At 63.9% G+C, this 13872-nt stretch carries 11 protein-coding genes; all 11 read left to right on the forward strand.

Annotated elements, in window-relative coordinates:
* Window positions 1-25: 25 nt before the first annotated feature.
* The 11 genes from ABFC66_RS14120 to rseP all read left to right on the forward strand — a co-directional run bounded on the left by ABFC66_RS14120 (window position 26) and on the right by rseP (window position 13767).
* The gene (locus ABFC66_RS14120) at window positions 26-2314 is read left to right on the forward strand and encodes a M20/M25/M40 family metallo-hydrolase (RefSeq protein ID WP_346741604.1); all 2289 of its coding nucleotides are present in this window, start codon (window positions 26-28) and stop codon (window positions 2312-2314) included.
* A 71-nt stretch (window positions 2315-2385) separates the two neighbouring features.
* Window positions 2386-2526 (forward strand): hypothetical protein, encoded by a 141-nt coding sequence (locus ABFC66_RS14125; protein ID WP_346741605.1) that lies wholly within the window; start codon window positions 2386-2388, stop codon window positions 2524-2526.
* A 76-nt stretch (window positions 2527-2602) separates the two neighbouring features.
* Window positions 2603-6019, forward strand: a complete 3417-nt coding sequence (gene dnaE, locus ABFC66_RS14130; RefSeq protein WP_346741606.1) for a DNA polymerase III subunit alpha — start codon at window positions 2603-2605, stop codon at window positions 6017-6019.
* Between the two features lie 239 nt (window positions 6020-6258).
* Window positions 6259-7026 carry a 30S ribosomal protein S2 gene (gene rpsB / locus ABFC66_RS14135; RefSeq protein ID WP_346741607.1) on the forward strand — a complete coding sequence of 256 codons (768 nt, stop codon included), beginning with the start codon at window positions 6259-6261 and terminating at the stop codon, window positions 7024-7026.
* Window positions 7027-7112: 86 nt separating this feature from the next.
* Window positions 7113-8039, forward strand: a complete 927-nt coding sequence (tsf, locus tag ABFC66_RS14140) for a translation elongation factor Ts (RefSeq protein WP_346741608.1) — start codon at window positions 7113-7115, stop codon at window positions 8037-8039.
* A 156-nt stretch (window positions 8040-8195) separates the two neighbouring features.
* A complete protein-coding gene (pyrH, locus tag ABFC66_RS14145; protein ID WP_346741609.1) occupies window positions 8196-8921 on the forward strand; it encodes a UMP kinase in 726 nt (241 codons plus the stop codon).
* A gap of 125 nt (window positions 8922-9046) precedes the next feature.
* Window positions 9047-9613 carry a ribosome recycling factor gene (frr, locus tag ABFC66_RS14150; RefSeq protein ID WP_346741610.1) on the forward strand — a complete coding sequence of 189 codons (567 nt, stop codon included), beginning with the start codon at window positions 9047-9049 and terminating at the stop codon, window positions 9611-9613.
* A 68-nt stretch (window positions 9614-9681) separates the two neighbouring features.
* Entirely contained in the window at window positions 9682-10434 is a 753-nt protein-coding gene (locus ABFC66_RS14155; RefSeq protein ID WP_346741611.1) for an isoprenyl transferase, read from the forward strand.
* Between the two features lies 1 nt (window position 10435).
* The gene (locus ABFC66_RS14160) at window positions 10436-11278 is read left to right on the forward strand and encodes a phosphatidate cytidylyltransferase (protein WP_346741612.1); all 843 of its coding nucleotides are present in this window, start codon (window positions 10436-10438) and stop codon (window positions 11276-11278) included.
* A gap of 8 nt (window positions 11279-11286) precedes the next feature.
* The gene (locus ABFC66_RS14165; protein ID WP_346741719.1) at window positions 11287-12498 is read left to right on the forward strand and encodes a 1-deoxy-D-xylulose-5-phosphate reductoisomerase; all 1212 of its coding nucleotides are present in this window, start codon (window positions 11287-11289) and stop codon (window positions 12496-12498) included.
* Window positions 12499-12624: 126 nt separating this feature from the next.
* Entirely contained in the window at window positions 12625-13767 is a 1143-nt protein-coding gene (gene rseP, locus ABFC66_RS14170; protein WP_346741720.1) for an RIP metalloprotease RseP, read from the forward strand.
* The last annotated feature ends 105 nt before the right edge of the window (window positions 13768-13872 follow it).

Below are 13872 nucleotides of genomic sequence, written 5' to 3' on the forward strand. Positions count from 1 at the left end.
ACTGGCAGTCGACGGGGAGGGCGATATGAAATCGTGGCTGTTTCTTGCCGCCATCGCGGCTGCATTCCTTCTCGCGGCGCTTGCAGTCCGTACACCTGCGCCACGGCATGCGGATATTCCGGCACGTGAATTTTCCGCCGCACGCGCGATGGAGGACATCCGCGTCATCGCCGCGAGGCCGCATCCCATCGGGTCAGCCGATGCGTCCCGCGTTCGCGCTTATCTCGTTTCGCGCATGGCGGCGCTTGGCCTTTCGCCGCGTCTTGGTTTGGGGCAGGGCACGTTCTCGCTGCCCGCGCGGCGGATATTCGTTGCGGGGCGCGTCGTCAATATCGTCGGCCTGTTGCCCGGAACGCAGCGGGATCTGCCCGCGATCCTCATCATGGCGCATTACGACACGGTGCCGAATTCGCCGGGCGCAGCCGATGACACGGCGGGCGGCGCCTCGGCGCTCGAGATCGTCGCCAATCTGAAAGCGGCGGGCCCACGCCTTCGCGACGTGGTCATTCTCTTCACAGACGGCGAGGAAGCGGGGCTCCTTGGTTCCGATGCTTTCTTTGCTAACGATCCGCTGGCGCGCCGCGTCGGCCTCGTCATCAATCTCGAGGCGCGCGGCGGCGGCGGCCGCGCGATGATGTTCGAGACCAATGGGAAGGTCGGAGGCGTCGTGTCGGCCTACGGCCACGCGGCGGCGCTTCCCAGCGCCAATTCGCTGGCGGCCTTCGTCTATCGGCACATGCCGAACGGCACCGACTTTACCAACGCCGCACGGCACGGAAAGGCAGGGCTCAACTTCGCCTATGTCGGCGATGAACTTGCCTATCACACGGCCCATGCGACGCCGGAGAACATAGATCCCGCCAGCGTGCAGCATATGGGTGCGAGTGTGCTGGGGCTCGTGGCGCGCCTTTCCAACGCGCGGGAATATCCCGATGGCGGCGGCGAGCGGGTCTATGCAGATGTTCTGGGGCAGGGCTTCATCGCCTATCCGGTCTGGGGCGGCTGGTTGATCGTTGCAACGTCGGCGGCGCTCCTGGCCTTCGCCGCCATCCGATGGCGACAGCGGGGCGCGCTTCGCGCTGGTGATATGCTGCGTGGCGTCTGCCTCTTTCTCGGCATGACGCTCGGCGTCGGTCTCGTACTCGGCCTTGTCGGCTGGCTGATGCTCGGCTTCACGGACATGCAGCTGAAATATGCGCTGCTTTCGAGATATGGCTTCGTGCTTGGCGGCTATGTCGCGCTTGCGGCGGGGCTTGCGCTCAGCCTCGCCGGTGTGCTTCTCCGCAGGTCGTTTGCGGGGCGCGATGCCCAGACGGAGGGGCTCTGGTTCGGCGGGCTCGCGCTGCTGCTCGCCGCCTCGGTCGGCCTCCAGATAGCTGCGCCTGTCACGGCCTTCATTGCGGCATGGCCGCTCCTCGTTGCGTCTCTGGCGGCGGCTCTGCCGCCCGCGCTCCTTGCCGGCCGCGACAGGCTGGTGCTCGTGGCGGCGACCGCCATCGGAACGATCGGCGCGGCGCAGGCTGCCGAATGGGGTGTGCAGATTTTCGGGGCCCTCGGCGTCAACGTGCCCGCACTGCTGACCGTGCAGGTGGCGACGGTTTCAGTGCTGCTGTGGCCATCCATGCTCGCATTGTTGCGGTCGGCGCGGGCCTGGGCGACGCCTCTGGCATTGATCGTTCTTGGCGGCGCTTCCGTTCTCTATGCGCGGTTCGCGCCTGCCGATGCGGCGCATCCGCGCCTGACGGAGGCCTTTTATGCGGCTGGTCCGGGCGCGCAGGATTTCCAGCGGATCGCGGATTTCCCCCGCCTCGATGACTGGTCGCTCGCCGCGCTCCGGTCGGATGGCGGCGAGGTCGAGAGAGAGGAGTTCCAGCCCTTCCTGCCGTCGAAAGTCTGGTCTGCACCGGCAAAACCCGTCCCGGTTGCGAAGCCTTCGATCTCGGTGGTGAAAAATGAGGCGAGGGGCGACCGGCGGCTTCTCACGCTGCGGCTCGCCCCGGCGCGTGGCGGGCGCGAATTGCGTCTCTTCGTGGAGCCAAGCGTCGATCTCGCCGATGTCGCCATCAACGGCCAGCCCGTTTCCGCTTCGATGGCGGCGGGTGTCTGGACAGGTTTCGGCTATGCCGCTCCGCCGGCCGAAGGCGTACTGCTGTCCTTCTCCGCCGGTGCGAGCGGGAGGGTCGAGGCAAAGCTGGCGGAGGTTGCCGATGGCTGGCCCGAAGGCGCAGCGGTGCCGCCCAAGCCTGAAGGGCTCATGCCCTGGCGCTATTCCGACGTGACGGTTGGCCTGACGGATTTTTCCACAGCCTGGTAGGAAGGCGCTTGACAGGCGAGAACAGAAAGGGAACACTTCGAACAAGAACATTCCATGAACGGAGTATCGATATGAGCAGGCTCATTGCTACGGCTTCGAAATCGACGGCTCGCTACTGGCTCAAGGATGTGGCGGCGCTGGCTTCCATCGGCGGTTTCGTCTGGGTGGCGGGAACCTGGGCGCAGATCGCCCACGGATTTATGGCCGGCTGATTCTGTCCACAGCTTTGGGAGCCTGCAGGGCTCCCGGCAGGTGACATGACGGAAGCAGGGGCGGAAAATGTCTCGCATGGCCGACTCGCTCCCCCGCTTCATTCATCTGCGCCTCCATTCCGCTTTCTCGCTTCTCGAAGGCGCGATCCGGGTCAAGGACATCGTCAAGCTCTGCAAGGCGGATGACATGCCCGCCGTCGCGCTGACGGACACGACCAATCTCTTCGGCGCGCTCGAATTTTCGGAGACCATGGCCGGGGCGGGCATCCAGCCCATTATCGGCTGTACGCTTCCGATCATGCTGGACGAAGGCGACGAGCCGGGGCGCGGGCCTCGGCGCGAGGTCGCGGGGGTGCTGGCGTTCCTCGTCAAGGACGAGACCGGCTATCTCAACCTGATGAAGCTTTCGAGCCGCGCCTTTCTCGGGCCGGACACAGGCGAGGCGCCGCATGTCACGCTCGACCTCGTCGAGGCTCATGGCGAGGGATTGATCTGCCTGACCGGCGGGCCGGGGGGCGTTATCAATCACCTGCTGGCTGCCGGTCAGCGGCCCGCCGCCGAGGAGCTTCTGCTGCGGCTGAAGGCGACCTTTGGCGATCGCCTATATGTCGAGCTTCAGCGTCACGACCTTGCCATTGAGCGCCAGACGGAGCCGGCGCTGATCGACCTCGCCTATGAGCACCAACTGCCGCTAGTTGCGACGAACGAGCCTTACTTCGCCAAGGAAGAAGAATACGAGGCGCATGACGCGATGATCTGCATTGCGGAAGGCGCCTATGTCGTGCAGGGCGACAGGCGGCGGCTGACGCCCGAACATCGCTTCAAGTCGCAAAACGAGATGGTCGCGCTGTTCGACGATTTGCCGGAAGCCATCGAGAACACGATCGAGATCGCACGGCGCTGTTCCTATCGTCCGCGTACCCGCAAACCCATCCTGCCGAAATTCAGCCTCGACATCGCGGAAGCGGACGAGCTTCGCCGTCAGGCGGAGGAGGGGCTTACCGCGCGGCTCGCACAGGTCGAAGCCGTCACCTCCGAAGAGGATTATCGCGCGCGCCTGCGCTTCGAGCTCGACGTCATCATCAAGATGGACTTTCCGGGCTACTTCCTCATCGTTTCCGACTTCATCAAATGGGCGAAGGCGCATGGCATTCCGGTGGGGCCGGGCCGTGGTTCGGGCGCGGGCTCGGTGGTCGCCTGGGCGCTTACCATTACCGACCTCGATCCGCTTCGTTTCGGGCTGCTCTTCGAGCGCTTCCTCAATCCCGAACGCGTTTCGATGCCTGACTTCGATATCGACTTCTGTCAGGACCGGCGCGACGAGGTGATCCGGTACGTGCAGGATCGCTACGGCTACGATCAGGTCGCGCAGATCATCACCTTCGGAAAGCTGCAGGCGCGGGCCGTGCTGCGCGACGTGGGCCGCGTGCTGCAATTGCCTTACGGGCAGGTGGATCGGCTCTGCAAGCTGGTGCCGAACAATCCCGCCAATCCGGTAACGCTCGCCGAAGCCATTCAGGGCGAACCGCGTTTGCAGGAGGCGCGCGACTCCGAAGAGGCCGTGGCGAAGCTCCTCGAAATCGGGCAGCGTCTCGAAGGACTCTACCGCCACGCATCGACCCATGCGGCTGGCGTCGTGATCGGCGACCGCCCGCTTGACGAGCTGGTGCCGCTCTACCGCGATCCGCGTTCCGACATGCCGGTGACGCAGTTCAACATGAAGTGGGTCGAGCCTGCCGGTCTCGTGAAGTTCGACTTTCTCGGCCTCAAGACGCTCACCGTGCTCGATCAGGCGGTGAAGCTCATCGCGCGGCGCGGCATCGAGGTCGATCTGCTGCACCTGCCGCTCGGTGACGAGAAGACCTATGCCATGCTCGGTCGCGGCGAAACGGTCGGCGTGTTCCAGCTTGAAAGTTCGGGCATGCGCGACGTGCTCCGCAAGCTCAATGCGGACCGTTTCGAGGATATCATCGCTCTCGTGGCGCTTTATCGCCCCGGCCCGATGGACAACATCCCGAAATACATCAATTGCAAGCAGGGCCGCGAAAAGCCGGACTATCTGCATCCTCTGCTCGAACCGGTCCTGAAGGAGACGAACGGCGTCATCATCTACCAGGAGCAGGTGATGCAGATCGCGCAGATCCTCTCCGGCTATTCGCTCGGTGAAGCCGACCTTCTGCGCCGCGCCATGGGCAAGAAGATCAAGGCGGAAATGGAGGCGCAGAAAGAGCGCTTCGTCACCGGCGCCGTCGCGAAGAATATCGACAAGGGGCAAGCCTCGACGATCTTCGAACTCGTCGACAAGTTCGCGGGCTACGGCTTCAACAAGTCGCATGCCGCCGCCTATGCGCTCGTCGCCTATCAGACGGCATGGCTGAAGGCGAACCATCCGGTCGAGTTTCTCGCGGCGTCCATGAGCCTCGATCTCGGCAATACCGACAAGCTCAACATCTTCAAGCAGGATGCGCAGCGCCTCGGCATCAGGATCAGGCCGCCGAGCGTCAACGAGTCCGAAGCCGTCTTTGCGGTGAAGGACGGTGAGGTGCTCTATGCGCTGTCGGCGATCAAGAATGTCGGCCGGCAGGCGATGGAGCATCTGGTCGAAGTGCGCGAGGCGGGCGGGCCCTTCCGCGATCTTTTCGATTTCGCGCGGCGCATCAATCCGCGCTTCGTCAACAAGCGCGCCTTTGAAAACCTCGCCCGTGCGGGCGCCTTCGATTGCCTCAATCCGCACCGCGCGCAGGTGCTGGCCTCGGTCGATCTGGTGCTCGGCACGGCGAATGCCTCGGTGCAGGAGCGCGAGTCGAACCAGGTGAGCCTTTTCGGCGAAGCGACCGGCGCCAAGGTCGCCAACCCCGCGCTGCCGAATGTCGAGCCATGGACGGCGATCGAGCGCCTCAACGAGGAGTTCAACGCCATCGGCTTCTATCTCTCCGGCCACCCGCTCGACGACTATCAGACGGCGTTGCGCCGGGCGAATGTCGTCACCTGGGCGGAGGTCGGCCCGCGCGGTAATCAGGCGGAAATGGTCGCGGGCACCGTGACGGCCAAGCAGGAGCGTAAGTCGAAGAAGGGGAACCCCTTCGCTTTCCTCAGCCTTTCGGACCCGAGCGGCCAGTTCGAGATCGTCGTCTTCTCGGAAGTGCTCAACCGCTCGCGGGAATTGATGGAGGCCGGCAAGTCGATCGTCGTCTCGGTCGAGATCGACCGCACAGGCGACGAGGTGAAGCTCCGCGCTCAGTCCGTCCGCTCCGTGGACGAGGTGGTGGCGAATGCGGCCGCCGGCATGAAGATATTCCTCGAAACGCCGGAGCCGCTTGCCGTCCTCAAGTCGCGGCTCGGCGAAAAGGGCCGGGGCCTCGTCTCGCTGGTGCTGATGGGCGAGGGCGGCCGCGAGGTCGAATTGAAGCTCCCCGGCGGCTACCGGGTGACCCCGCAGATCCGCGGCGCGATCAAATCCGTGCCAGGCGTCGTCGAGGTTCAGGAGATTTAGGCTGGAAAGGGCGCTTTTTTGGCGCTGTTTTCTCTCTAAAACCCCATGAGACTTGCCTTTTTGACTTTTTCCTCCTATACCCGCGCCATTCCACACGCGGGGTTCGGCAATCCCACGCCTGTTGGCGCGTCCTTCAAGGGGCCGTCATAAAGGCAACATAGGGTTTGTCGGTCCGGTGCGGCCTTTAAAAGCCGTTCTTTCCCCCGCGGAGGTCCAACCGGAAAAGGAGTATGGGTGTCATGGCACTCCCCGATTTCTCTATGCGTTCTCTGCTGGAAGCCGGCGTTCATTTCGGCCACCAGACCCACCGCTGGAACCCGAAGATGGCCCCGTTCCTCTTCGGCGACCGCAACAACATCCACATCATCGATCTGGCGCAGACCGTTCCGCTGCTCCACCAGGCGCTCGTCGCGGTTCGTGACGTCATTGCCGGCGGTGGCCGCGTTCTCTTTGTCGGCACGAAGCGTCAGGCCTCCGAGCCCGTCGCCGCTGCCGCGAAGCAGTGCGCCCAGTACTACATCAACCATCGTTGGCTCGGCGGCACGCTGACCAACTGGAAGACCATTTCGAACTCGATCCGCCGTCTCCGTCAGCTCGACGAGATGCTCGCGGGCGAGGCGCGCGGTCTGACGAAGAAGGAAGTCCTGAACCTGAGCCGCGAGCGCGACAAGCTCGAGCGCGCCATCGGCGGCATCAAGGACATGGGCGGTCTGCCGGACATCATCTTCGTGATCGACACCAACAAGGAAACGATCGCGATCGAGGAAGCCCGCAAGCTCGGCATTCCGGTCGTCGCCATCCTCGACTCGAACTCGAACCCGGACGGCATCGCCTATCCGATTCCGGGCAATGACGACGCCGCCCGCGCGATTGCCATGTATTGCGATCTCGTCTCGCGCGCCGTCATCGATGGCATCTCGCAGAGCCACATCGCGTCCGGCGTCGATGTGGGTGCGGAAGTCGAACCCACGGCCGATATCCCGGCCGACGAGGCTGTGGCGGGCTGATTGCCAGCTACCGCCTGGAGAAAATTGCCCCGGCAGCCCAATGGCTTGCCGGGGCCTGCTCATTTTTAGCTTGAGAGGATATGGCAATGGCTGAAGTCACCGCCGGCATGGTCAAGGAACTCCGCGAAAAGACCGGCGCGGGCATGATGGATTGCAAGTCGGCCCTGAACGAGACGAAGGGCGACATGGAAGCGGCCATCGACTGGCTGCGCACGAAGGGCCTTGCCAAGGCCGCGAAGAAGTCCGGCCGCGTCGCGGCTGAAGGCCTGGTCGGCGTCGTCGCCGAGGGTACGCGCGGCGCGCTGGTCGAGGTGAACTCCGAGACCGACTTCGTCGCCCGCAACGAACAGTTCCAGAAGATGGTGACGGAGATCGCCAAGGTGGCGCTCGCCGCCGAGGGCGATCTCGACAAGCTGCTCGCCTCGACCTATCCGGGCGCCGGCAAGTCGGTGCAGGACTATGTCACCGAGCAGGTCGGCACGATCGGCGAGAACATGAATGTCCGCCGCGCGGCCTCCATCGTCGTGTCGGATGGCGTCGTCGCCGCCTATACGCATAACCAGGTCGTTCCGGGCCTCGGCAAGATCGGCGTTCTCGTCGGTCTCGAGTCGACGGGCGACAAGGCGAAGCTCGCCGAGCTCGGCAAGCAGATTGCCATGCACATTGCGGCCACCGGCCCGCTGGCCACGCGCCGCGAAGATCTGGACCCCTCCGTCGTCGAGCGTGAGCGCGCCGTGCTCATCGCCGAGGCGAAGGAATCGGGCCGTCCCGAGAACATTATCGAGAAGATGGTCGAAGGCCGTATCCGCAAGTTCTACGAGGAGGTCGTTCTCCTGTCGCAGGCCTTCGTGATCGATCCGGACAACACGGTCGAAAAGGCCGTCAAGAACGCGGAAGCCGGCGTCGGCGCCCCGATCAACGTCATCGGCTTCGTCCGCTTCGCCCTTGGCGAAGGCATCGAGAAGACCGAGACGGACTTCGCCGCTGAAGTGGCCGCTGCCGCCCGCGGCTAAGCCTTTCGCGCTGCAATCAAACGCCCCCTTCGCCAACCGGCGTTGGGGGCGTTATTGTGACTGCCACAGGGAAGGGATTCGGCCGTTCGGCCGCCTTGCGATCCCGCCCGCACTCGCTGCCCGCCGAACCTGCCCGCCGAACCTGAAAGAGCAAGCATGACAAAAAAGCCCCTCTATAAACGCGTCCTGCTGAAGGTCTCCGGCGAAGCCCTGATGGGCGATCAGCAATACGGCATCAATGTCGAGACGGTCGACCGCATCGCGCAGGAGATCAAGCAGGCGACCGATATCGGCGTCGAGGTCTGCCTCGTCATCGGCGGCGGCAACATCTTCCGCGGCCTCTCCGGCGCGGCCAAGGGCATGGAAAGGGCGAGCGCCGATTATATGGGCATGCTCGCCACGGTGATGAACGCGCTGGCGATGCAGAACGCGCTGGAACGCTTCGGCGTGCCGACGCGGGTGCTCTCCGCCATTCCCATGATGACCATCTGCGAGCCCTATGTGCGCCGCCGCGCGGTCAGGCACATGGAAAAGGGCCGGGTGGTGATCTTCGCCGCCGGCACGGGCAATCCCTTCTTCACCACGGACACGGCGGCAGCGCTGCGCGCGACCGAAATGGGATGCGATGCGCTGCTCAAGGGAACGCAGGTCGATGGCGTTTATTCCGCCGATCCGCACAAGGTGAAAGATGCGGAGCGCTACGACCATCTCACTTACATGGATGTGCTCGCCAAGGATCTGAAGGTGATGGATACCTCCGCCATCGCGCTGGCGCGAGAGAACGGCATCCCGATCATCGTCTTCTCGATCCATAATGACGGCGGCTTCGTCAATGTTCTGACAGGCGAGGGCCGCTGCACTATCATCAGCGACGCCAGCTGAGCCGGAGGCCTTTTGACAGGCGTTGCGGCCTTCAAATAGCGTCGTAGAATCAATATCTAAGCGTAACCAGCTCACTTGAACTCTGATGACTTGCCGGTCGCGCTCTATAGGACGGAAGGAAGAAAATGGCTGACCAAAAGACCCTCGATATCGCTGATGTCGAGCGCCGCATGCGCGGCGCGCTCCAGGCGCTGAAGCAGGAATTCTCCGGGCTCCGCACGGGACGCGCGTCGGCCGGTCTTCTCGATCCGATCATGGTCGAGGCCTATGGCCAGACCATGCCGCTCAATCAGGTGGGAACCGTGGGTGTTCCCGAGCCGCGCATGATCACGGTGCAGGTGTGGGACAAGGGCATGGTCTCGGCTGTCGACAAGGCCATCCGCACCTCCGGTCTCGGCCTCAACCCCAATGTCGACGGCACGCTCATCCGTCTGCCGATCCCGGAGCTGAACCAGGAGCGCCGTACCGAGCTCACCAAGATCGCCGCGAAGTATACCGAGCAGGCCCGCGTGGCCATCCGTAACGTCCGCCGCGACGCCATGGACGAGCTGAAGCGCCTCGAAAAAGATGGCCATATGAGCCAGGACGACCATAAGGTTGTTGCGGACAAGGTGCAGAAGCTCACCGACAAGGTGATCGGCGAGGTCGACGCCGCGCTGGCGCACAAGGAGGGCGAGATCATGCAGGTATGAGGCGCGGCCTCGTGTCCTGCATAAGGATTTCCACCCAAGAGTTTGTTTTTTAACGGAATATTCCATCCATGTTGACGCCCGGGACATCGGCGAGCAGCGAGCAGGCACTCGATGTTCCGCGGCACATTGCCATCATCATGGATGGCAATGGGCGCTGGGCGGCCAAGCGGTATCTGCCGCGCAAGATCGGCCATCAGCAGGGGGTCGAGGCGGTGCGGACCATCGTCCGGGCTGCCGGCGACATGGGCATCCGCTATCTGACGCTTTACGGCTTCAGCTCCGAGAACTGGAAGCGCCCTGCGGAAGAGGTCAGCGACCTGATGGGGCTCCTGCGTCTCTTTATTCGCAGGGACTTGGCGGAGCTTCATCGCAACGGGGTTCAGGTTCGGATCATCGGCGATCGCGAGCACCTCGCGCCCGATATCGTGGCACTCATCGACGAAGCGGAGACGCTGACCCGCGCCAATGATCGGCTGAAGCTCATGATTGCCTTTAACTATGGCGGTCAAAACGAGATAACGGCAGCCGTTCAGCGCATTGCGCGAGAGGTTAAGGCTGGTGCCCTCGACCCCGAGTCGATCACGCCCGAGACCGTGGCCGCACACCTCGATACGGCGGGCGTGCCCGATCCGGATCTCATCATCCGGACAAGCGGCGAGAAGCGGCTTTCGAACTTCCTGATCTGGCAAAGCGCCTATGCGGAGCTTGTGTTTACAGACGTTTACTGGCCGGACTTCACCCCGGATCGCCTGAAAGAGGCCATCGTCGAGTTCAATCTCCGCGACCGGCGGTTCGGCGGCGTCGAGTCTGCGAAGTCATGACATGAGCCCGACCACGGAAGCGCCTGCGCCGAGCAGCAATCTCAGGACGCGAATACTCTCGGCCATCGTCCTCGCGCCGATTGCGCTCGGGCTGGCCTGGGCAGGCAGTTGGCCCTTTGCGGGCCTTATCGCTGCCGCGTCTGTTGCCATGGCGGTTGAACTTGCAGCGCTGCTTCCAGGGCATGGTCCTGCCGAGCGGCTTTTGCTCGGCGGCTTCGCGCTCGTGGCGGTCGCTGTGGCCGCAGCCGGATTGCCCGCCGTGGCGCTGATCGCCGGCGTCGCCGGGCTTTGCTTCTCGCTGGCCATTCGCATGTGGCGAGGCGAGCCTCTGTGGGTTCCGGTTTTCGCCTTTCCCTACCTCGTTCTGCCGCTGGTGGCGATCCTCTGGCTGAGGCTCGATCCTCTGCTCGGCCGGGCGGCCATCTTCTGGCTGCTGGGTGTCGTCTGGGCGACGGATACTTGCGCCTATTTCGCCGGGCGGACGATCGGTGGCCCGAGGATCGCCCCGAGCCTTTCACCCAAGAAGACCTGGGCGGGCCTTGTCGGTGGCATGCTGGGGGCCGGCGCAGTCGGCTTCGGCACGTCGCTCTGGCTCGGCATGGGATCGCCGGCCATGCTCGGCGGGATCAGCATGCTTCTGGCCGTTGTGGCCCAGGCTGGCGATTTCCTCGAATCCGGGCTCAAGCGGCATGCGGGCGTCAAGGATTCAGGTAAGCTGATCCCCGGTCACGGAGGCATACTCGACCGCGTCGACGGCCTCGTTGCCGCCGCGCTGGGCGCCGGTCTTTTGGCGCTGTTTCACGGGGCGGCGAGCCCCGGCGCAGGAGTTTTGATTTGGCCCTGACGGCAGAACTGAAGCATCTCGAGCGCGACGGGGCGGAGGCGTTCCGGGCCGGACGCCCGCGCAGTGTGACCGTGCTCGGCTCCACGGGCTCGATCGGCTGCTCGACGCTCGACTTGATCGAGCGGGAGCGGGACCGCTTCGAACTCATAGCGCTCACCGCCCACAAGAATGTCGATGCGCTGATCGAACAGGCCCGGCGCCTCAAGCCGCAACTCGCCGTCATTGCCGATGCGCTGCTCTATGACGAGCTCAAGGCCGGGCTGGAAGGCACCGGCATAGAGGTGGCAGCCGGACGCGATGCCGTGGTCGAGGCCGCCTTGCGTCCGGCCGAATGGGTGATGGCCGGTATCGTCGGCGCAGCGGGCCTCGCGCCGACGCTTGCCGCAGTACGGCGCGGCGCCTGCGTGGCTCTGGCAAACAAGGAGTGCCTTGTTTCTGCGGGGCCTCTCTTTCTCGCCGAGGTCGCGCGATCGGGTACCGTGCTTCTGCCGGTCGATTCCGAACACAACGCCATCTTTCAGGTGCTTGACCAGACGCGCCTCCACGCCGTCGACAAGATCATCCTGACCGCCTCGGGCGGTCCGTTTCGCACATGGTCGCTTGCCGAGATGGCCAAGGCGACGCCGGAGCAGGCCGTTGCCCATCCGCGCTGGAGCATGGGCGCGAAAATCTCGGTCGACTCCGCCACGCTGATGAACAAGGGACTTGAGCTCATCGAGGCGCATTACCTCTTTCCGGTCGGAGAAGAGCGGCTCGATATCGTCATCCATCCGGAATCGATCATTCACAGCATGGTCGGCTATGTGGATGGCTCGGTGCTCGCCCAGTTGGGGTCTCCTGATATGCGGACGCCCATCTCCTACGCCCTGGCTTGGCCGGACCGCATGGCGACCCCCTGCGAAAGGCTCAATCTCGCGGAAATCGGCCGGCTGACCTTCGAGGCTCCCGATCCGGTGCGCTTTCCCGCCATCAGCCTCGCGCGGGCCGCGGTGAAGGCCGGTGGCGCCGTTCCGACCATCCTTAACGCGGCCAATGAGGTCGCGGTGGCCGCCTTCCTCGACCGGCGGATCGGATTCCTGGACATCGCCGGTACGGTGGAATCGGTATTGTCCGCGATGGCCCCGGATAGCGGCCAGCCGGATAATCTCGAACATATTTACGAAATTGACGGATTGGCACGGATTCGCGCCGAGGAATTGGTGCAATTGGTTGGCCGCTGACGTAGTCTCTCTGCGGCTCGTCGCCGGCAGGCGATGCCGGGTGGGGGCTTATATGCGAACCGGAACTTTCAGGGCGTGTGGAACGGCCCGGCAGACGCATGGGACGAGAACGGGATTTTGAGCGTGGTGAACCTACTGGCTGGCATTGGGGGCTTCGGAGAATCGCTCTGGGGTTATTTGTTGCCTTTCCTGTTCGTGCTGACCGTCGTCGTATTCTTTCATGAACTCGGGCACTTCCTGGTAGCGCGGCTTTGCGGCGTGAAGGTCGAGACGTTTTCGATCGGCTTCGGCAAGGAGATATTCGGCTGGAACGACCGGCGCGGCACGCGCTGGAAGGTGAGCTGGATCCCGCTCGGCGGCTATGTGAAGTTTCTCGGCGATGAATCGGCGGCGAGCACGCCAGACCGCCGCCGTCTCGCCGAAATCCCGCCCGAGCAGCGCGGCGGCCTTTTCTATTTCAAGCCTGTGGCGCAGCGCGCGGCTGTTGTCGTGGCCGGACCGGTTGCCAACTTTCTGCTGGCGATTGCCATTTTTGCGGGCCTCTACACCGTTGTCGGCCAGGTGATTGTCCAGCCGGTGATCAAGACCGTGGTGGAAAACAGCGCTGCGGCAGAAGCGGGCTTTCAACCTGGCGATCACGTCCTGTCGATCGACGGCAAGGCGATCGACAGCTTCGAGGACATGAAGCGCATCGTGAGCCTCAGCAGCGATGTGAAGCTTACCTTCGTGGTCAAGCGTGGCGGCGCCGATGTGACGCTTCTTGCGACTCCGCGCCGGCAGGAGGTGAAAGATCCCTTCGGCAATGTGCAGCGGATCGGCATTCTGGGGCTGGCGCCGGATACGGGCGAGGCGAACTGGCGCGTGACGCGCACCGATCCCGTGACCAGCCTTTGGCTCGGGGCCAAGGAGACCTGGTTCATCGTTTCCCAGACCTTCACCTATCTGGGGCGCGTGGTTTCCGGTGCCGAGGATGCGAGCCAGATCGGTGGTCCGTTGACCATCGCACGGGTTTCAGGGCAGGTTGCGTCCGTCGGATTCTCGGCGCTGCTGAACCTGACGGCTATCCTTTCCGTAAGTATTGGCCTGCTTAACCTTTTTCCGGTGCCGATGCTTGATGGGGGACACCTTCTGTACTATGCGGTCGAGGCTCTGCGCGGCCGTCCGCTGGGCGACCAGGCGCAGGAATTCGGCTTCAGAATCGGGCTCGCGCTCGTCATGATGCTCATGGTTTTTGCGACCTGGAACGATTTGGTCCATCTGTTCAGCTGATCGTCTCGATGCCTGCGGGCAGAGGCAACCTGGCGATAAACAAACGGGGTCCTGCGGGACCCGAGCGATTGAGGTAGGTAGGGGATGGGGCGACTGGTGAGTTCG

Origin of the sequence: Parvibaculum sp. (assembly GCF_039680535.1) — a bacterium.
Taxonomy (GTDB): domain Bacteria; phylum Pseudomonadota; class Alphaproteobacteria; order Parvibaculales; family Parvibaculaceae; genus Parvibaculum.

Excerpts from the sequence above, each read along its gene's own strand:
- ABFC66_RS14120 (WP_346741604.1), top strand. The coding sequence starts at position 26 with ATGAAATCGTGGCTGTTTCTTGCCGCCATCGCGGCTGCATTCCTTCTC.
- ABFC66_RS14125 (WP_346741605.1), top strand. The coding sequence starts at position 2,386 with ATGAGCAGGCTCATTGCTACGGCTTCGAAATCGACGGCTCGCTACTGG.
- dnaE (WP_346741606.1), top strand. The coding sequence starts at position 2,603 with ATGGCCGACTCGCTCCCCCGCTTCATTCATCTGCGCCTCCATTCCGCT.
- ABFC66_RS14155 (WP_346741611.1), top strand. The coding sequence starts at position 9,682 with ATGTTGACGCCCGGGACATCGGCGAGCAGCGAGCAGGCACTCGATGTT.
- ABFC66_RS14160 (WP_346741612.1), top strand. The coding sequence starts at position 10,436 with ATGAGCCCGACCACGGAAGCGCCTGCGCCGAGCAGCAATCTCAGGACG.
- frr (WP_346741610.1), top strand. The coding sequence starts at position 9,047 with ATGGCTGACCAAAAGACCCTCGATATCGCTGATGTCGAGCGCCGCATG.
- tsf (WP_346741608.1), top strand. The coding sequence starts at position 7,113 with ATGGCTGAAGTCACCGCCGGCATGGTCAAGGAACTCCGCGAAAAGACC.
- rpsB (WP_346741607.1), top strand. The coding sequence starts at position 6,259 with ATGGCACTCCCCGATTTCTCTATGCGTTCTCTGCTGGAAGCCGGCGTT.
- pyrH (WP_346741609.1), top strand. The coding sequence starts at position 8,196 with ATGACAAAAAAGCCCCTCTATAAACGCGTCCTGCTGAAGGTCTCCGGC.